Annotated in this window: 19 protein-coding genes; 10 read left to right on the forward strand and 9 right to left on the reverse strand. The window is 70.3% G+C overall.

All coding sequences use genetic code 11. The features are described from left to right. Positions 1–173 precede the first annotated feature (173 nt). Positions 174–1,619 carry an MFS transporter gene (locus AB0O28_RS21290; RefSeq protein ID WP_363642656.1) on the forward strand — a complete coding sequence of 482 codons (1,446 nt, stop codon included), beginning with the start codon at positions 174–176 and terminating at the stop codon, positions 1,617–1,619. A 22-nt stretch (positions 1,620–1,641) separates the two neighbouring features. Here AB0O28_RS21290 and AB0O28_RS21295 read toward each other — a convergent pair whose 3' ends face one another. Beyond that, entirely contained in the window at positions 1,642–2,250 is a 609-nt protein-coding gene (locus AB0O28_RS21295) for a class I SAM-dependent methyltransferase (RefSeq protein WP_363642658.1), read from the reverse strand. 47 nt (positions 2,251–2,297) lie between these two features. Continuing rightward, entirely contained in the window at positions 2,298–2,648 is a 351-nt protein-coding gene (locus tag AB0O28_RS21300; protein ID WP_363642660.1) for a hypothetical protein, read from the reverse strand. Positions 2,649–2,887: 239 nt separating this feature from the next. Here AB0O28_RS21300 and AB0O28_RS21305 point away from each other — a divergent pair, with 239 nt between their 5' ends. Genes AB0O28_RS21305 through AB0O28_RS21315 form a run of 3 tightly spaced genes read left to right on the forward strand, consistent with a single transcriptional unit; the run spans position 2,888 to position 5,405 of the window. Then, entirely contained in the window at positions 2,888–4,075 is a 1,188-nt protein-coding gene (locus AB0O28_RS21305; protein ID WP_363642662.1) for a thiolase family protein, read from the forward strand. Further along, the gene (locus tag AB0O28_RS21310) at positions 4,072–4,749 is read left to right on the forward strand and encodes a 3-oxoacid CoA-transferase subunit A (protein ID WP_363642664.1); all 678 of its coding nucleotides are present in this window, start codon (positions 4,072–4,074) and stop codon (positions 4,747–4,749) included. The genes AB0O28_RS21305 and AB0O28_RS21310 overlap by 4 nt, the downstream gene beginning before the upstream one ends. Further along, the gene (locus AB0O28_RS21315) at positions 4,746–5,405 is read left to right on the forward strand and encodes a 3-oxoacid CoA-transferase subunit B (protein ID WP_363642666.1); all 660 of its coding nucleotides are present in this window, start codon (positions 4,746–4,748) and stop codon (positions 5,403–5,405) included. The genes AB0O28_RS21310 and AB0O28_RS21315 overlap by 4 nt, the downstream gene beginning before the upstream one ends. Before the next feature lie 58 nt (positions 5,406–5,463). Here the strand turns inward: AB0O28_RS21315 and AB0O28_RS21320 are convergent, their stop codons facing one another. Next, entirely contained in the window at positions 5,464–5,883 is a 420-nt protein-coding gene (locus AB0O28_RS21320; protein ID WP_363642667.1) for a hypothetical protein, read from the reverse strand. A 119-nt stretch (positions 5,884–6,002) separates the two neighbouring features. Between AB0O28_RS21320 and AB0O28_RS21325 the strand changes: the two genes are divergently transcribed. Continuing rightward, positions 6,003–6,248: a hypothetical protein gene (locus tag AB0O28_RS21325; protein WP_363642669.1), complete on the forward strand. Its 246-nt coding sequence runs from the start codon at positions 6,003–6,005 to the stop codon at positions 6,246–6,248. A gap of 199 nt (positions 6,249–6,447) precedes the next feature. On the opposite strand, the gene AB0O28_RS21330 is transcribed toward AB0O28_RS21325, so the two are convergent. Then, on the reverse strand, positions 6,448–7,011 hold the full coding sequence (locus AB0O28_RS21330) for a helix-turn-helix domain-containing protein (protein ID WP_363642671.1): 564 nt from the start codon (positions 7,009–7,011) through the stop codon (positions 6,448–6,450). An 83-nt stretch (positions 7,012–7,094) separates the two neighbouring features. Here AB0O28_RS21330 and AB0O28_RS21335 point away from each other — a divergent pair, with 83 nt between their 5' ends. Next, complete coding sequence (locus AB0O28_RS21335; protein WP_363642673.1) at positions 7,095–7,979, forward strand: NAD(P)H-binding protein; 885 nt, start codon at positions 7,095–7,097, stop codon at positions 7,977–7,979. Positions 7,980–7,993: 14 nt separating this feature from the next. On the opposite strand, the gene AB0O28_RS21340 is transcribed toward AB0O28_RS21335, so the two are convergent. After that, entirely contained in the window at positions 7,994–8,485 is a 492-nt protein-coding gene (locus AB0O28_RS21340; protein WP_363642675.1) for a pyridoxamine 5'-phosphate oxidase family protein, read from the reverse strand. Positions 8,486–8,617: 132 nt separating this feature from the next. Next, the gene (locus tag AB0O28_RS21345) at positions 8,618–9,247 is read right to left on the reverse strand and encodes a DedA family protein (protein WP_363642677.1); all 630 of its coding nucleotides are present in this window, start codon (positions 9,245–9,247) and stop codon (positions 8,618–8,620) included. Positions 9,248–9,475: 228 nt separating this feature from the next. On the opposite strand from AB0O28_RS21345, the gene AB0O28_RS21350 reads away from it, so the two are divergent. Beyond that, on the forward strand, positions 9,476–10,687 hold the full coding sequence (locus AB0O28_RS21350; protein WP_363642679.1) for a cytochrome P450: 1,212 nt from the start codon (positions 9,476–9,478) through the stop codon (positions 10,685–10,687). 163 nt (positions 10,688–10,850) lie between these two features. Here AB0O28_RS21350 and AB0O28_RS21355 read toward each other — a convergent pair whose 3' ends face one another. From AB0O28_RS21355 to AB0O28_RS21365, 3 genes are all read right to left on the reverse strand, one after another. After that, positions 10,851–11,390 (reverse strand): hypothetical protein, encoded by a 540-nt coding sequence (locus AB0O28_RS21355; RefSeq protein ID WP_363642681.1) that lies wholly within the window; start codon positions 11,388–11,390, stop codon positions 10,851–10,853. A 498-nt stretch (positions 11,391–11,888) separates the two neighbouring features. After that, entirely contained in the window at positions 11,889–12,032 is a 144-nt protein-coding gene (locus AB0O28_RS21360) for a hypothetical protein (RefSeq protein WP_363642683.1), read from the reverse strand. Between the two features lie 688 nt (positions 12,033–12,720). After that, a complete protein-coding gene (locus AB0O28_RS21365; RefSeq protein WP_363642685.1) occupies positions 12,721–13,818 on the reverse strand; it encodes a LacI family DNA-binding transcriptional regulator in 1,098 nt (365 codons plus the stop codon). A gap of 311 nt (positions 13,819–14,129) precedes the next feature. Between AB0O28_RS21365 and AB0O28_RS21370 the strand changes: the two genes are divergently transcribed. The 3 genes from AB0O28_RS21370 to AB0O28_RS21380 all read left to right on the forward strand — a co-directional run bounded on the left by AB0O28_RS21370 (position 14,130) and on the right by AB0O28_RS21380 (position 17,365). Beyond that, entirely contained in the window at positions 14,130–15,002 is an 873-nt protein-coding gene (locus AB0O28_RS21370; RefSeq protein ID WP_363642687.1) for a sugar ABC transporter permease, read from the forward strand. A gap of 3 nt (positions 15,003–15,005) precedes the next feature. Further along, positions 15,006–15,935, forward strand: a complete 930-nt coding sequence (locus AB0O28_RS21375; protein ID WP_363642689.1) for a carbohydrate ABC transporter permease — start codon at positions 15,006–15,008, stop codon at positions 15,933–15,935. Between the two features lie 65 nt (positions 15,936–16,000). Further along, positions 16,001–17,365, forward strand: coding sequence for a sugar ABC transporter substrate-binding protein (locus AB0O28_RS21380; RefSeq protein ID WP_363642691.1), 1,365 nt, complete (start codon positions 16,001–16,003; stop codon positions 17,363–17,365). The last annotated feature ends 39 nt before the right edge of the window (positions 17,366–17,404 follow it).

Below are 17,404 nucleotides of genomic sequence, written 5' to 3' on the forward strand. Positions count from 1 at the left end.
GCTCGGCTTCGAGCGCCACGACCCTGAAGGCGTACGCTTCCTGGCCGCCCTGGGCCTGCCGGCCCCGACTGACGAAGCGACATCATCTCCCACCATGCGGACGGGAAGGCCTTCGGGTAACACATGGTGTGTAGGGTGCACATCGCTCTGATCGCCGATCAAGGGAGACCCGCGTGGAAGGCTCCACGTCCGCCGCCCGCCCCGGTGGCATCGTCAGCGTGATGGCGATGGCCGGCATCGTCGCCTCGCTCATGCAGACCCTGGTGGTGCCACTGATCGGCGAGTTGCCGGGCCTTCTCCACACCACCGCGTCGAACGCCTCATGGGTGATCACCGCCACGCTGCTCGCCGGAGCGGTCACCACCCCGGTCACCGGCCGCCTCGGCGACCTGTACGGCAAGCGCCGCATGATGCTGCTCTGCTCGGTGCCGCTGATCGCGGGCTGCGCCGTCTGCGCCGTGGCCGATTCCCTGGCGCCGATGATCATCGGAAGGGGCCTGCAGGGGATGGGCATGGGCATGATCCCCCTGGGCATCAGCGCCCTGCGCGACCTTCTGCCGCCGGAGCGGCTCGGCCCCTCCATCGCGCTGCTCAGCTCGTCGATGGGGATCGGCGGCGCGCTCGGCCTGCCGCTCGCGGCGGCGGTCGCCGAATACGCGAGCTGGCGGGCACTGTTCTGGGGCGTGGCCGTGTTGAGCGTGCTGGTCGCGGTGCTGATCCGGCTGCTGGTCCCGGCCACGCCCGCCCGCGCCGCGGGCCGGATCGACGTCGCCGGTGTGCTCGGCCTGGGAGCCGGGCTCGTGTGCCTGCTGCTGGGCGTCTCCAAGGGCGCCGACTGGGGCTGGTCGAGCGGCACCACGCTCGGCCTGCTCGCCGCCGCGCCGGTCGTGCTGCTGCTGTGGGGCTGGTGGGAGCTGCGCGTGAAGGACCCGCTGGTCGACCTGCGCGTCACCGCGCGGCGGCAGGTGCTGCTGACCAACCTGGCCTCGATCGTGGTCGGCTTCTCGATGTACGCCCAAGCGCTGATCGTCATGCAGATCCTGCAGCTCCCGGCGGCCACCGGCTACGGCCTGGGCCAGTCGATGCTGGCGGCCGGCCTGTGGATGGCCCCTTCCGGCCTGGTGATGATGGCCGTCTCGCCGCTGGGCGCCCGCATGTCGGCCGCCCGCGGCCCCAAGGTCACCCTGATCTCCGGCAGTTTGGTCATGGCGCTCGGGTACGGCTCCTCGATGGCGCTGCTGGGCTCCGCCTGGGGCATGTTGATCGTCACCTGCGTCTGCAGCGCCGGCGTCGGCCTGGCCTACGGGGCGATGCCCGCGCTGATCATGAGCGCGGTTCCCCGCTCCGAGACCGCCGCCGCCAACGGCTTCAACACGCTGATGCGCTCCATCGGCACCACCGTCTCGGCCGCGGTGGTCGGCGTCGTCCTGTCACAGATGACCGTGCGGCTGGCCGGCCACGTCCTGCCGTCGGAGGGCGGCTTCCGTGCCGGCATGCTGATCGGCTGCGCCGCCGCCCTCGTCGCCGCCGCGGTCACACTGGCACTCCCCACGCGCATGTCCACCCCTGCGACCGGGCGCGACGTCCCCGCCGAGCCCGTCACCACCGCCAAGCCCTGAGCCTGGGAGGGGATCGCCTCGATCACTGATCGGCGGCGAAACGACGAGTGGCGACGAGCGCGGCCAGATCCGGCCCGAGCCGAAGCTCCGCCGCGTCCAGCCCCGGATGATCGAGCCAGTGCATCCGCGCCCGGTCGACGACGCCGTCGAATCGCGGCGGCCAGTGCCGTGCCGGGGTCAGGTCGTCGATGACGACCGTTCCTCCCGGCCTGAGCAGCCGGTGCGGATCAGCCGGCTGCTCGACGCCCTTGCCCTGGCCGCCACCGTCGAGCACGAGCAGGTCATACGGCCCGTCCCGATGGATCTCCCGCCAGTCACCACAGATCACCGACACCTGCGGGTGATCGTGGAAGACCTGGGCGGCCAGGGAAGCCCGGTGGGCATCCCGTTCGACGCTGACCAGCCGGGCCCCGGGCCGGGCGCCGGAGGCCAGCCACGCCAGGCCCACTCCGCACCCGGTTCCGGTCTCCCCGATCATCTCGGCGCCGGCCGCCAAGGCGTACAGCAGTCGCCCCTGTTCAGGGCGGCAGGAAGGGGCGAAGCCCGCCTGCCGTGCCGTTTGGACCGCGCGCCTGACCAGCGGAGGCAATCCCTCGACGCCGTCATATGCCGCCGTACCGTCAATCGACATCGCCCCAAGCTAGGGCAGCCCGGCGGCGTAGATCAACGCGTCTGTCCCTAGTAGGAGCAGGCACGGCGGGGAAGCGTGCCGGACGCCTTGATGACGACCGTCTTGTGGCGCCTGCTGTCCGGATCATTGATCCACATGGTCAGGCGGGGGTACTCGTGGGCGCACACCCTCTTCTCGCTCTTCTTCAGGTGCTTGAACCGGTAGACCACCCGCTTCCAGTTCTTGACCGGGGTCTCGATCATCCATCCCTCGCCGCTCTGCATCTCACCCGCGCAGTTGCGAATCCCCTGGCATGGGCTGCTGTACGTCGTCGCGGCGCCGGCCGGCCGCGCGATCGACGGCTGCACGATGAGCGCGGTCAGGGCGACGGCCACGCCCGCGGCGAACTTCCTGGTCATGGTTGCTGTCCTCACGTCGGTTGTCGCAAAGGTCCGTCACTTTTCCGCACCAGCGTGGCGCCTGGTCCTTGTGATCCACATGGAACTCCCTGCAGCCCCACGTCCCGGCCCCGGCCGTCGGCGGCGCCTCCCCTGTTGCGAGGTGCGGATCCGCCCAGCAGCACGGCGACAGGCATGGACTATGCTCGAATTGTTCGCAGAATGAACCTCCGTTCGCATAGCGAACAGAAGGGAGCGTCATGGGTTCGGCCTTCGTCTACGCCGCGGCGCGCACGCCGTTCGGCAGGTTCAACGGAGCGCTCGCCGGTGTCCGCCCGGACGACCTGGCGGCCACCGCGTTGCGCGGCGTCCTGGCAAAGCTCCCCCAGCTGGATCCGGCGGAGATCGGCGACGTCGTCTGGGGCAACGCCAACGGCGCGGGCGAGGACAACCGCAACGTCGGCCGGATGGCCGTGCTGCTGGCCGGGCTGCCGGTCACCGTGCCGGCCTCCACGGTCAACCGGTTGTGCGGGTCGAGCCTGGACGCCGCCATGATCGGCTCGCGTACCGTCGAGAGCGGCGACGCCGACGTCGTCGTCACCGGCGGCGTGGAGTCGATGACGCGGGCCCCCTGGGTGCTGCCCAAGCCGTCTCGGGCCTTCCCCGCCGGGGATGTGACCGCGGTCTCCACCACCCTCGGCTGGCGGCTGGTGAACCCCCGGATGCCCAAGGAGTGGACGGTCTCCCTCGGCGAGGCCAACGAGCAGCTTCAGGAGCGCTTCGGCATCTCGCGCGAGCGGCAGGACGCCTTCGCCGTACGGTCCCACGTGCTGGCCGACGCGGCGTGGAACGACGGCTTCTACGACGACCTGGTCGTCCCGGTGGAGGGTGCCGACCTGGCCCGGGACGAGGGCATCCGGCCCGGCACGACGCCGGAGATCCTGGCCGGGCTCAAGCCGGCCTTCCGCCCCGACGGCACCATCACGGCCGGCAACGCCTCTCCGCTGAACGACGGGGCCTCTGCGGTCGTGCTCGGCTCGGAGGCGGCCGCCGCCCGGATCGGCGCCGACCCGATCGCCCGCGTCGCGGGCCGCGCCGCGTGCGCGCTGGAGCCCCAGATGTTCGGGTACGCGCCCGTCGAGGCCGCCAACCAGGCGCTGCGCCGGGCCGGCATCGGCTGGAACGACATCGGCGCCGTCGAGCTGAACGAGGCGTTCGCCGTCCAGTCGCTGGCGTGCCTCGACGCCTGGAAGATCGATCCCGAGATCGTCAACACCAAGGGCGGCGCCATCGCCATCGGCCACCCCCTGGGTGCCTCCGGCGGGCGTGTCCTCGGCACGCTCGCCCACGTGCTGCGCGAGCGCCGCCAACGGTGGGGCCTGGCCGCGATCTGCATCGGCGTCGGCCAGGGCCTGGCCGTCGTGCTGGAGAATGTGAGCGCCGCATGACCGCCGTGTTCACCGACCCCGACGAGGCCGTGGCGGGCATCGCCGACGGCTCCACCGTGCTGATCGGCGGTTTCGGTATGGCCGGCATGCCCGTACGGCTCATCGACGCGCTGATCTGGCAGGGCGCGACCGACCTGACCGTGGTCAGCAACAACGCGGGCAACGGCGACACGGGCCTGGCGGCGCTGCTGGCCGCCGGGCGGGTCCGCAAGATGATCTGCTCGTTCCCGCGCCAGAGCGACTCGTGGGTCTTCGACGGCCTCTACCGCGCCGGGAAGATCGAGCTGGAGGTCGTCCCGCAGGGCACCCTCGCCGAGCGTATGCGCGCGGCCGGGGCCGGCATCGGCGCCTTCTACTGCCCCACGGGGGTCGGCACGCCGCTGGCCGAGGGCAAGGAGACGCGCACCATCGACGGTCGCGACTACGTGCTGGAGTATCCGCTCAAGGGCGACGTCGCCCTCATCGGCGCCCACGCCGGCGACCGGATGGGCAACCTCGTCTACCGCAAGACCGCGCGCAACTTCGGGCCGGTCATGGCGACCGCCGCGACCATGACGATCGCGCAGGTGAACCACGTTGTCGACACCGGCGCGCTGGACCCCGAGACGGTGGTCACCCCCTGCATCTACGTCGACCGGATTCTGGACCTGAGCGCAGCGGAGGGAACGCAGTGAGCACCGTGGAGCACCTCGGCCGGGGCCCGCTCGGCCGCGACGAACTCGCCGCCCTCGTCGCCCGGGACATCCCGCCCGGTTCGTTCGTGAACCTCGGCATCGGTCAGCCGACGACGGTCGCCGACCATCTCCCGGCCGGCTCCGGGGTCGTCCTGCACACCGAGAACGGCATGCTCGGCATGGGTCCCGCCGCCCGCGGCGACGAGGCCGACCCCGACCTGATCAACGCCGGCAAGATCCCCGTCACCGAGCTGCCGGGCGCCTCCTACTTCCACCACGCCGATTCCTTCGCCATGATGCGCGGCGGCCACCTCGACGTGTGCGTGCTCGGCGCCTTCCAGGTCTCCGAACGCGGCGACCTGGCCAACTGGCACACCGGCGCCGCCGACGCCATCCCCGCCGTCGGCGGCGCGATGGATCTGGCCACCGGGGCCAAGCAGGTGTTCGTCATGATGACGCTGTTCACCAAGGACGACACGCCCAAGCTCGTCCCCGAGTGCACCTACCCGCTCACCGGGCTGGCCTGCGTCAGCCGCCTCTACACCGACCTGGCCGTCTTCCACATCGGCCCCGGCGGCGTCACCGTGACAGAGACGTACGGCACGAGCGTGGCCGAGCTCGCCTCCCGGCTGGACATCGCCCTACGCCCCGCGTAGCTGTGGACGCCGGAAAACGCCGCCGGGTGCACGGACGACCCGTGCGGGGAGCGGAGGGTCAGTTGGGGGTCGAGTATTTGACCAGGATCTTGTCCAGCTCGCTCACAACCGGCTGCCAGGTCGGCGGCAAGGTGTAGCGAGTGGCCTGGTGACTCCCGTAGGTCAGCCGGTAGGCGAGGAAGTCCGCCCCCTGCGGCGGGGGCTCGGACCGGCCGAGCCGCAGGTGCTTGAGCGAACCGCGCAGGCCACGCCACTCGGCGGGGGTCAGGCACTTGCGGACGGTGGGTCCGGTACGGCGACTCAGCACGGCGCAGCCGTCCGTGTAGACGGCCACCCTGTTGTGCAGCCCGGCGAACCCGCCCTCCTCCCGCAACTCGACGAGCAGGTGTCTGTGCGCCGTGGCCGCCTCGGCGGGAGCCGTGACGGCCAGGACGGGCAGGGCCGCCAGCGGCAGCAGCGCGGCACGCGAAATCCTCATGGCCCTAACACGTATCACGGTGCCCTCCGGCTCACCGAACACCTGCCGTGGCGGGTCGGGGTGTAGGGACGCCGGCGCGGGGCAGGCGGTCGCAGTCTTCGAGTCGAAAGGTGACGAGAGTGACCACTACCACCGAACAGGACGTCATCGACCTGCTGCTGGCCCAGCACAACCAGATCAAGACCATGTTCGCGGGGCGCCGCATGGCCGGTGCGGTCCGGGCCGCCGAGGCGATCTCACCCACCAGGCCCCACCCGGGCGCCGGGGAGTCCGCGACCGCGAACATGCTGGCCGGGCCGCCCGTGGCCGTGTTCGACAAGATCCGCGATGCCGTTCGGGACTGGCGGCAGTCGAACAAGGGCTGACGGGCGACGAGCACCTCCCGGCGGGGGCTTTCCCCGGGACCGGCCCCAGGCGCTGAAGACCGTGCCGGCGATCAGGACGAAGACCGTGTCCAGCTCGATCGACAACCACAGCGCGCAGGGGACGTCGGCCCCGCCGCCCAGTGGCATCGTGTCGACCACCGGAACGCCTGGCGCCGGGCATCCGGAGGCTCGGTGCGGATCAGCGTTCGGGGCCGCGGATGCCCTCGAGCAGAAGCGTCAGGTGCCTGCGCCAGTCACCGGCACCGGTCATGTTCGCCATGGCGCCACGGGTGATGAGGACGAAGTCATCGGCGCGGAAGTCCTCGCGGAGGCGGCCGGCGCCGACGGCGCGCCGCACGATGCGTTCGGTGATCGCCGAGAAATCCGTCTTCTCCGCGGCGATGTCGTTCCAGCTCGGTTCCTCCGGGCCGAGGAGCGCGAAGCGGAACGCGGCGTCGGCCTGCGCGGACTCCAGATAGCCGTAGAGCAGCGTCTCGAAGGCCACCCAGGGATCCTCGGCCTCGTCGGCGGCGCGGGCCATGGCGGTCATCGCCTCGAACCGGCGGCCGATGATCGCCGCGAGCAGCGCCTGCTTGTCGGCGAAGTGCCGGTAGAGGGTGCCGACGCCCAAGCCCGCGCGCTCGGCGATCTCGTCCATCTGCACGGCGTCGCCTCGCCGGGCGAACAGCTCGCCGGCGGCGTCGAGGACGGCCTCGCGGTTACGCCGGGCGTCGGCGCGCAGCGCACGTTCGGGAGCGGTCATGGTCACTCCACTTTAGTTGACGATGCGCGGACGCCGTCTCTATATTCGGAACCGGAGTTCATGTTCACGTTAGAGGAGATTCGGTGATCGTCGTCACCACACCGACAGGACGAATCGGCAGTCAGCTGGTCCGTCAGTTGCTCGACCAGGACAAGGAGGTCCGGGTCATCGTCCGTGACGCCTCGCGTCTGGATGACACGGTCCGGGAGCGGGTCGAGGTCGTCGCCGGCTCCCACGACGATCCGGCCGTGCTCGACAAGGCACTGCCCGGGGCGGAAGCGCTGTTCTGGCTCGTCCCGCCGAACCCGCGGGCGCCGAGCGCCGAGGAGCACTACCTCGGTTTCGCCCGGGCGGGTGCCGCTGCCATCGCCCGTCACGAGGTCGGTCACGTCGTCGGGGTGTCCAGCGCCGGGCACGGCTGGCCGGCCCCGGCCGGCGTTCTCTCGGCGGCCTTCGCGATGGACGCCGAACTCCGCACGTCCGGTGCGGCGTATCGGGCGTTGTCCATGCCTTTCTACATGGAGAACCTCCTCGGGCAACTCGATGCGATCCGCGGGCACGGCGCGTTCTCCCTGACCTGTGCAGGTGACCTGCCGCTGGCGTTGATCGCGACGCGGGACATCGCCGGCACCGCCGCAGGCCTGCTCACCGAGCTGTCCTGGACCGGGCAGGAGAACCTCCCCGTGTTCGGTCCCGACCGGCTGACCCCTGACGGCATGGCCGAGGTGATCGGCCAGGAGCTCGGGCGGCCGGTCGCCTACCGTCGCACGAGCGTGGACGACTACGCGTCGCTTCTCCGCTCCCGAGGCGCCGGCGACCAGGCGGTCAAGGACGTGACCGAGGCGTTCGCCGCGCAGGACCACGGAATCTACGACGCGGACTGGGCGACCGCCACACCCACATCGACGGACTTCCGCACCTGGTGCAGGGAAGTGCTCAAGCCCGCCGCGGACGCCGGGGCCGCCTGAAAAAGTGATGCAGTCTAGGCGCGCTCGAGACGGCGGAGTCCCTGCCCCGGACGCCAAAGATCCATGACCATGGCGGTCCCCTCGATCCGCGTCAGGACGACCTCACGGATGTCGGCCGTGAAGAAATGGGACTCGCTGAAATCACCGGGGCCGAACCCGCGTGCGGCCAGCATCGGCGCGATCCGGTCCCGATCGGTGACCTCGACCGCGTGTCCGGACAGCTTCGTGTCGCCGGCCGCACCGGCGGAATCGCCGGCGCCGAGGAGAACCGGAGGGCCGTGCAGTGCGAAGCGCGGGTCACGCCGCAGGTCGCGGGCTTTCAGAGCACCGGGCATCGACCCGAACCACAGGTCGTCGCCGATGATGTAGGCCTCGATGCCGCTGACCCGCGGTGAACCGTCCTTGCGCAGCGTCGCGATGGTCTTGTGCTTGTGCGACTCGAACGACGCCCTGATCCGGCCGGCGAACTCCGGTGCCGATTCGGCGACCTCACGCCAGTCGGCCATGCGGCCCCCCTCATGCGATTCCGAATTTGAAGCGGATCCAGCCTGTCAGACGGGACCGACAAACAGCCGCGGTCGAGATCGTCACGTGTTCGACCAGCCGAGAGGCGCCCCCGGCAGACCCCGCTGCCCGGGTCAGTGAGTGACGTCCTCGCGCTCGCGGGAGCCTCTGCGGTGCCGCCGTACGCGCCACACGACCAGCGCGGCCACGACGGCCGCGGCGATGACGCCCGCGACCACACCGCCGACGGCCGTCCGCACCCGCTCGTACGCCGCTCCGGCGAAGAAGCCGACGAGCGTGTAACCGACTCCCCAGATCACCCCGCCCAGGACGTTGAACAGGAAGAACCGCCGATAATCCATGTGCGAGACCCCGGCCAGGGTCGGCATCAGGGCGCGGAGGAACGCGACGAACCGCGCGACGAGCACCGCCTGAGGACCCCAGCGGCGGATCAGCGCCCGGGCCCGCTCCACGCGATCGCGGCGGCGGCGCAGCACCCGTACGTCCAGGACGCTGGGGCCGAGGCGGCGGCCGATGAAATAACCCGTGCTGTCGCCGGCGATTGCGGCCAGCGTCACCACGAGCCCCAGCCAGTAGACCGACAGCCTGCCCTCGGCGGCGAACACACCGCCGAGCACCACGGCCGTCTCGCCCGGCACGACGAAGCCGACGAACAGCGCGTCCTCGGCGAAGACCAGCGCGGCCACGACCGTGTAGAGCACGATGCCCGACAGGCCCCACAGCCAATTGATGATCGTGTCCACCGGTCCTCCACGCGGCCCCCTCCGTTGTCGTCTCCGGAAGGAGGCGCGCTTACGCGTGCCGCCACGTGGACGGTCGCGGTCCGCCCCTGAGACATTCCGGGAGTTTGCCTACCGACGGACACCCGCACGACCGGCCTTCACGCTTACCCGGGCATACGTGATGGGCGCCGTCCTTCCGATCAGGAGGGTTCGCGGCGACCGACCACCTATGTACGAGGAGACGCCGGAATGAATGCCGACGAGCAGATCCTGAACTACCCGATCCCCAACGACGCGGCGCTGGATCCGCCGGCGGAATGGGCCGAACTGCGCGCCACCTGTCCGGTCGCGCACGTCACGCTGCCCAGCGGCGACCCAGCGAGGCTGCTGACCCGTTACGAGGACGTCAAGCAGGTGCTGGCCGACCCGCGCTTCACCCGCAGGCTCGACGCGGCCGACGCGGCCCGGGTGTCGGCGGACGGCGGCGGAGTGTTCGGCGGCGAGATGGCGGCGATCATCCCGGACGGCGGCGAGGAGCACCGGCACTGGCGCCGTCTGATCAGCAGGTGGTTCACCGTCAGGCGCATGGACGCCATGCGGCCCGCCATGATCCAGATCGCCGAAGACCTCGTCGACGACATGGTCAAGCGCGGCACGCCGGGCGATCTCAGGGCGGGCCTCGGCTTCCCGCTGCCGGTCTACGTGATCTGCGACATGCTCGGCGTGCCCTCCGCCGACCGGGACCGGTTCTCCTACTGGTCCGACACCCTGCTCAACCTCACCCGGTACGGCAGGGCGGAGACCGAGGCCGCGCAGGGCGACTTCTTCCAGTACATGTCCGACCTCGTCGCCGCCAGGCGCGCCGCGCCCGCAGACGACCTGCTGAGCGAGCTGATCGCGGCCGGCGGCCCCGAAGAGGGTGGGCTGTCCGACCTCCAGATCGTGGTCACCGGCATGGCTCTGCTGGTCGCCGGGCACGAGACGACGGCGAACATGATCGGCAAGATGGTCTCCATGCTGCTGGCCGACCGCTCCCGGTGGGAACGGCTGCTGGCCGACCCGTCGCTGGTCCGCACCGCGGTGGAGGAGTCACTGCGCTTCGACACCAACTCCGGTTTCGGCCTGCCTCGCTACCTGCCCGAGGAGACCGAGGTCGGCGGCACGGTGCTGCCCCGCGGCACGACCGTGGTGTGCGGCATGGCAGCCGCCAACCGCGATGAGACCGCCTTCGCGAACGCCGCGGAGATGGACCTGACCCGCAGCCCGAACCCCCACCTGGCCTTCGGCTCCGGCGCCCACTCCTGCCTGGGGCAGGCGCTGGCCCGCACCGAGCTGCAGGTCGTCCTGGAGGTGCTGCTGCGCAGGCTGCCGACGCTGGAGCTGGCGGTGCCCGTGGAGGAGCTGGAACGCGTGGAGGGGCTGGCCGTCGGCGGCCTGCGCGAGGTCCCGGTCCGCTGGTGACCCCGGGAGCGTGCCCGCGACTCCCCCGAGCGGGCACGCTCCCCGCGGGCCCCGGTACGGTCGCGGCGGCGTGCGCCCCGGAAACCGCCGAGCTGAGAAGGAAGTCGCGACATGCCGATACTCGCGCCCGAACGCCGGGCGAGGTCTTCACACCGATCGACGGTCACTCCGCAAGGGGGCCTTCTGGCCGCGCCCTCGCGTTCCTTCTGCGGCGATAGCGTTCTTCGCCCACAGCCAGCAGCATCGCCGCGTAGGAGTCGCCGGCATCGGCCTTGGCGCGCAGCTCCGCGATCGTCGCCTCATCTCCCCGCTCTACCAGCGTCACGGTCAACTGTTCCGCCTCTATGAACCCCCACTCCTCTGGGCCGTCGTCTTCCCACATCCGGTCCTCGGGATCCAGGCTGCGCATGTGCTCCTGATGAAGACCTTCCGGGTTGTACCACAGAGCGTCCGACGCCTCCCACGCCCGCACCGCGCCTTGCGGATCACCGTCTTCGGCCATCAATTCAGCCAACCGCTTCGTCGTGGGCGAGGAGCCGCCGTAGGCTCGAGCCCACACGTACAGCGCGCCTTCCTTGTCACCGCTCCTGGCGAGCAACTCCCCCAAGCGCCCCGCCGCGTTCTGGTCGCCGGCATCAGCCCGAACCCGCAACTCCGCGATCTCATTCGGGTCGGGCACACCGCTGCCTGATCGACGCTTCATCGCCGGGTCACCTCATCCGAGAGCCCTGGGAGCCGAAAGGCCACGGCCCCACTCAAAATACGTCCGCGCACCTTTTCCCACAAGCGATTGACGGCACGGGCAGAACCGGCACCGGTCCGAATATCGGTTTCGGCGACCAGAATGCCCGGTGACGCTTTCGCCGTCATTCGGTGAGGGCTATTTTCGGACTCAAGGCGAAGCGCCGGTTGTTTTCAGCATTCGCCGGTGGCGGGCGCTCGCATGTGGCCATGACGCGAAGGCCGCTCCCCGTTATTCCCGTCGATTCTCCGCAGGAGATGCCCCATGCCCTCGGACGTGTACGGCCGGCGCGGACATCGGGCGTGAAGACCGAGACCGAAGAGCGGAAAGGTCTGCGGGCTGGATGGTCCCGCGTGATTTTCCGGCCCCTGGTGGTCGCGGTCGCCCCGGGTCACGCCCGCGGCGGTCCCCGGCCGCCCTCACCTGTGGCGGCACCCCACCACGGCTTGAGATCCTGCATCATTCACCCACGAGGCCCGGCCAGGCGGCGCAGGGCGAGGAGATCGCCGGCAGCGTGTTCGCGTACGTCCAGTCCGACGAGTGCAGCGTCCTGGTGACCGACTTCGCCACCCCGTCCACGCAGCCGTGGTTCGGCGGCGTCACTCAGAAGATCGTCAGCGTGGCCGCGAGCATCGCGACGGTCGCGTTCAACGAGGCGTACCCCTCCTCCGGCGGCGTCGGCGGCCGGCGTGCCACGTTCGACGCCCGCGCGTTCACCCTGGCCGACCCGCTCGAGGTCGCGAACTACTTCCTGTGGCGGCAGCGCGACTGCGTGCGCAACAGCATCACCATGGCCGCGCAGGCGAAGTTCCCCCAACCGGAGCTCCACGGCAGGTCCACCGGCCAGATGCAGGAGATGCTGTGGGCCGGCCACGGCATCAACTGGAACGACTACGACGCGGGCGCGAAGCGGGGCCGCGTCGTGGTCAAGGGAGACCGGGCGACGCGAGGTCGCCTACCGGGACGGCCGGACGGGAGAGGCGGAGACGGTCCTCGCCGTGCGGTCGTGGTGGGAGACGCGGGAGGCGCCGCACTTCACCGCGGACCCCGACGGATGGCTCGCCGCCGTGATCCCCGCCATGCCGTCGCTGACCGCCGGAAGGACCACCTGATCCATGCTCGTCCCGGCCGGTGCGGTGTCGCCCGGGAGCTGATCGAGGGCACGGAGCGCGCTTCGCGGGGACGCCTGCCGGGCCGTGCCGGCCGCCGCGGTCTCCGCCTCCGCCGCCGCTCAGGACGACGGCTGCGGCGGCGGCTGCTGACCGGATCCCCCGTGCCTCGGGACCTCGTCTCAGGTCCGGGTGCGTGGCGGCGCCGTGCTGTCGCGGACGACCAGGCGGGTGGGGACGAGGTCGGTGCCGGGCCGCGAGGCGCCGCCCTCGCGGATCTGCCGCAGGACGCCCTGGACACAGCGCCGGCCGACCTCGGCGAAATCCTGGTGGACGGTCGTCAACGGTGGCACGAAGCACGAGGCGTCGGGGATGTCGTCGAAGCCGACCACGCTGATGTCGGCGGGAACCGCCCGCCCCTTCTCATGAAAGGCGCGCAGCAGGCCGAGGGCCATCTGGTCGTTGGAGGCGAACACCGCCGTGCAGCCGGGTTCGCCGGCCAGCGCCAGCCCGGCGGCGTAGCCCGACCCGGCCGACCAGTCGCCGTGCAACGGTGGGGGCACCGGGCGTCCGGCCTCCTCCAGGGCCAGGCGCCACGCCTGCGCGCGGCGCTGGCTCGCGAAGGACGTCTCCGGGCCGGTGACGTGCCAGACCGTCTCATGGCCCAGGCCGAGGAGGTGGCGTACGGCGAGCCGGGCGCCTTCGGCCTGGTCGGTGTCGACGACGCTGTAACGGTCTCCGGCGTCGGAGTCCACGACGACGACGTGGACTCCTGGAGGAAGCGTCACGGTGCCGGCGTCGAGCAGGTGGATCTCGATGATGACGATGACGGCGTCGACGGCCAGCTCGCCCATCCGCGTGAAGGCGCCCAGCACGTTGTCCTGCGTGGGAACGCCGATGGGGATCAGCGTGATCGCGTACCCCTCGGCCGCGGCGTGGGTCGCGATCGCCTCCACGGTGCGGCTGTTGCCGGTCGACGCGAGCCCGAAGAGGATCACGCCGATCGTGTTGAACTGCCCGTAGCGCAGCGCCCGGGCGGCGCTGTTGGGCCGGTAGCCCAGCTCGCGCATCGCCGCGAGCACCTGCTCGCGGGTCGCGCCGACGACGCCGGGATGGCCGTTGGCGACCCTGGAGACCGTCTGGGACGAGACGCCCGCGAGCCTGGCCACGTCGGCCATGGAGACCCGCTGCTTGCGGCGCCCGCCCGGGATGCCCGAGCCGCCCCGCTGCGCACCGCCGATCGGCGCCGGGACCTGCCGGGCCGGGCCGTCCGGATCCATTCCTGTGTCGCTCCCGCCTGCTCACCCGTCGCCGGAGATCGTACGCCGCGATCCGACCGGGTGTGACGTGGGCGAGCCTTGACCTCTCAATGGACGGGTGCCACCATACCGCAGCAGAAGTTTACGTAAACATTACCCTGGCGACTCGAGAGATCACCCTCCGCGACAACTGAGCCGTGCTCGTTCGCTCGCGATGTTCACGTAAACATGCTCGTGATGTTGACGTGAACAGGAGAGTCACGGCCGGTAACCACACCGCGGAGAGGAGCGAGCCGGTGGTCTCGGAAGGGTATTCGCATGGTCGGGGGGCCATGACCGGCAGACGCCGGTCATGGATCGGGTGGCGGTTCGTGGGGCCGTTCATGGCGGTCTTCGCGCTGGTCTTCCTGGCCCCGATCGCGTACTCCGTCTACCTGAGCCTGTTCCGCACCCGGCTCATCGGGGGGACGTCCTTCGTCGGAGCCGACAACTACCTGAAGGCCCTGCAGGACCCGCAGTTCTGGTCGGCGTTCGGGCGCGTCGCGCTCTTCCTGGTCGTCCAGGTGCCGATCATGCTGTTCCTCGCACTGCTGGTCGCGCTGGCGATCGACAGCGGCAGGCTGTACGGCTCGGCGTTCTTCCGGATCTCGGTGTTCCTGCCGTACGCGGTGCCCGCGGTCGTCGCCACGCTGATGTGGGGCTTCATGTACGGCACCAGGTTCGGCCTGATCGGCAACCTCAACGAGGTGTTCGGGATCTCACTGCCCGATCCGCTGTCGCCCGACCTGGTCCTCGCGTCCATCGGCAACATCGTGACCTGGGAATTCGTGGGTTACAACATGCTGATCCTCTACTCGGCGCTGAAGGTGGTGAACCCCTCGCTGTACGAGGCCGCCGCGCTCGACGGGGCCGGCCAGCTCCGGATCATCTGGGCGATCAAGCTTCCCGCCCTGCGCGGCGCGCTGCTGATCGCCACGATCTTCTCGATCATCGGCAGCTTCCAGCTGTTCAACGAGCCGAGCATCCTCAAGACGATCGCGCCGAACTCGGTCACCACCTACTTCACGCCGAACTACTACGCCTACTCGCTGTCCTTCAACGGGCAGCAGTTCGACTACTCGGCGACGGTCGCCATCGTCATGGGGATCATCACGATGATCGTCGCCTACATCGTCCAGCTGCGCGGCATGCGGAAGGCGGTCTGAGTCATGGCGACCTCCACCCCCACCGCCGACCGGGCGCCTCGCCACAAGACCGGCCCCGGCCCTCTGGTGATCAAGCGCCGCCGGTCCCCGCGCGGCCCCCGCAACGCGACGCTCACCGTGCTGACCGCGCTCATGCTCGTCTACACGCTGCTCCCCCTGGTGTGGCTGGTGATCAACGCCACCAAGACCCAGGAGGGGCTGCTGGGCTCGTTCGGCCTGTGGTTCGACGACGACTTCGCCCTGTTCGACAACATCGGCGCGGCCTTCACCTACAACGACGGGATCTTCCTCCGGTGGCTGCTCAACACCCTGTTGTACGTGGTCGCCGGGGCGGGCGGCGCGACCCTGCTCGCGGCGCTCGCCGGCTACGGGCTGGCGAAGTTCGACTTTCCCGGCAAGAAGGCGGTGTTCGCCGTGGTGATCGGGGCGGTGGCGGTGCCCGGCACCGCGCTCGCCGTCCCCACGTTCCTGATGTTCGCCAAGATGGGCCTGACCGACACCCCGTGGGCGATCATCATCCCGTCGCTGGTCTCGCCGTTCGGCCTCTACCTGATGTGGACCTTCGCCACCGACGCCGTGCCCAAGGAGATCCTGGAGTCGGCGCGGGTGGACGGCTCGGGCGAGTTCCGCACCTTCTTCCGCATCAGCCTGCCGCTGCTGGCCCCCGGCCTGGTCACGGTCCTGCTGTTCAACGTGGTCGCGACCTGGAACAACTACTTCCTGCCGCTGATCATGCTGAAGGACCCGAGCTGGTATCCGCTCACCGTCGGCCTCAAGGAATGGAACCAGCAGGCCCTCACGGCGGGCGGCGAGGCCGTCTTCAACCTCGTGATCACCGGATCGCTGCTCACGATCGTCCCGCTGATCGTGGCGTTCCTGCTGCTCCAGCGTTACTGGCAGTCGGGCCTGGCCGCCGGAAGCGTCAAGGAGTGACCGGACAAGGAACGACCGCTCCCACCGACGTCTGTCTCCCCGGACAACTCAGAAAGGCATATCCCATGGCGATAACCCGCCGCCGCGCCCTCCTCGTGGGCGCGGCCCTGACCGTGTCGCTCACCGCCGGGGCCTGCGGCTCCGGCGACGACGCCTCCTCCTCGGCCGCCGACGCGCCCGCCGCCCCCGCGGCGTCCGCGACCGTCTCCGACGCCGACATCCAGAAGGCGCTCGACACCGGCGGCTCCATCACCGTCTGGGCCTGGGAGCCGACGCTCAAGCAGGTCGTCGCGGACTTCCAGGCCAAGTATCCGAAGGTGAAGGTCAACCTGGTCAACGCCGGCACCGGCAACGACCAGTACACCGCCCTGCAGAACGCGATCAAGGCCGGATCCGGAGTGCCGGATGTGGCTCAGGTGGAGTACTACGCCCTGCCGCAGTTCGCCCTCGCCAAGTCGGTCGCCGACCTCAGCGCCCTGGGCGCCGGCAAGCTCGACGGCACCTTCACCCCCGGCCCGTGGAGCTCGGTCCACATGGGCAACGGCATCTACGGCCTGCCCATGGACTCCGGCCCGATGGCGCTGTTCTACAACAAGGAGGTCTTCGACAAGTACGACCTCAAGGTGCCCACCACCTGGGACGAGTTCGCGGCCGACGCCGAGAAGCTGCACAAGGCGAACCCGAAGGCGTACATCACCAACGACACCGGTGACGCCGGCTTCACCACCAGCATGATCTGGCAGGCGGGCGGCAAGCCGTACACGGTCGACGGCACCACGGTCGGGATCGACTTCGCCGAGCCGGGCACGCAGAAGTTCACCGCCACCTGGCAGAAGCTGATCGACGGCAAGCTGCTCGCGCCGGTCACCAGCTGGAGCGACGAGTGGTACAAGGGCCTCGGTGACGGCAGCATCGCCACCCTGGTCATCGGCGCCTGGATGCCCGCCAACCTCGAGTCCGGGGTCGAGGCCGGTAAGGGCAAGTGGCAGGTCGCGCCCATGCCGCAGTGGGGGGCCGGTGGCAGGGCCACCGCCGAGAACGGCGGCAGCTCGCTGGCGATCCCCGAGGGCAGCGCCAACAAGAACCTCGCCTACGCGTTCCTGAAGTACGCGAACGTCGACGAGGGAGTGCAGACCCGGGTCGACGGCGGCGCCTTCCCCGCCACCACCGCCCAGCTGCAGGACCCGAAGTTCCAGGACAAGGAGTTCCCCTACTTCGGCGGCCAGAAGGTCAACCAGGTGCTCGCCGAGTCCGCCTCCCAGGTCGTGAACGGCTGGTCCTACCTGCCCTTCCAGGTCTACGCCAACAGCATCTTCAACGACACGGTCGGCAAGGCGTACACCTCCTCGGCCACTCTGCAGGACGGCCTGAAGGCCTGGCAGGACGCCTCCCTGAAGTACGGCGAGGAGCAGGGCTTCACCGTCAAGTAGCCAGGTTCCCGTTCGTCCCCGGCGTAGGCTCGCCGCCCA

It is taken from the genome of Microbispora sp. NPDC088329 (assembly GCF_040685655.1).
In the GTDB taxonomy this organism is placed as follows: domain Bacteria; phylum Actinomycetota; class Actinomycetes; order Streptosporangiales; family Streptosporangiaceae; genus Microbispora.

What these genes read in the sequence shown, in the direction of transcription:
- AB0O28_RS21295 (WP_363642658.1), bottom strand. Translation starts at nt 2,250, where the DNA reads ATGTCGATTGACGGTACGGCGGCATATGACGGCGTCGAGGGATTGCCT.
- AB0O28_RS21300 (WP_363642660.1), bottom strand. Translation starts at nt 2,648, where the DNA reads ATGACCAGGAAGTTCGCCGCGGGCGTGGCCGTCGCCCTGACCGCGCTC.
- AB0O28_RS21305 (WP_363642662.1), top strand. Translation starts at nt 2,888, where the DNA reads ATGGGTTCGGCCTTCGTCTACGCCGCGGCGCGCACGCCGTTCGGCAGG.
- AB0O28_RS21310 (WP_363642664.1), top strand. Translation starts at nt 4,072, where the DNA reads ATGACCGCCGTGTTCACCGACCCCGACGAGGCCGTGGCGGGCATCGCC.
- AB0O28_RS21320 (WP_363642667.1), bottom strand. Translation starts at nt 5,883, where the DNA reads ATGAGGATTTCGCGTGCCGCGCTGCTGCCGCTGGCGGCCCTGCCCGTC.
- AB0O28_RS21330 (WP_363642671.1), bottom strand. Translation starts at nt 7,011, where the DNA reads ATGACCGCTCCCGAACGTGCGCTGCGCGCCGACGCCCGGCGTAACCGC.
- AB0O28_RS21340 (WP_363642675.1), bottom strand. Translation starts at nt 8,485, where the DNA reads ATGGCCGACTGGCGTGAGGTCGCCGAATCGGCACCGGAGTTCGCCGGC.
- AB0O28_RS21350 (WP_363642679.1), top strand. Translation starts at nt 9,476, where the DNA reads ATGAATGCCGACGAGCAGATCCTGAACTACCCGATCCCCAACGACGCG.
- AB0O28_RS21355 (WP_363642681.1), bottom strand. Translation starts at nt 11,390, where the DNA reads ATGAAGCGTCGATCAGGCAGCGGTGTGCCCGACCCGAATGAGATCGCG.
- AB0O28_RS21365 (WP_363642685.1), bottom strand. Translation starts at nt 13,818, where the DNA reads ATGGATCCGGACGGCCCGGCCCGGCAGGTCCCGGCGCCGATCGGCGGT.
- AB0O28_RS21370 (WP_363642687.1), top strand. Translation starts at nt 14,130, where the DNA reads ATGACCGGCAGACGCCGGTCATGGATCGGGTGGCGGTTCGTGGGGCCG.
- AB0O28_RS21375 (WP_363642689.1), top strand. Translation starts at nt 15,006, where the DNA reads ATGGCGACCTCCACCCCCACCGCCGACCGGGCGCCTCGCCACAAGACC.
- AB0O28_RS21380 (WP_363642691.1), top strand. Translation starts at nt 16,001, where the DNA reads ATGGCGATAACCCGCCGCCGCGCCCTCCTCGTGGGCGCGGCCCTGACC.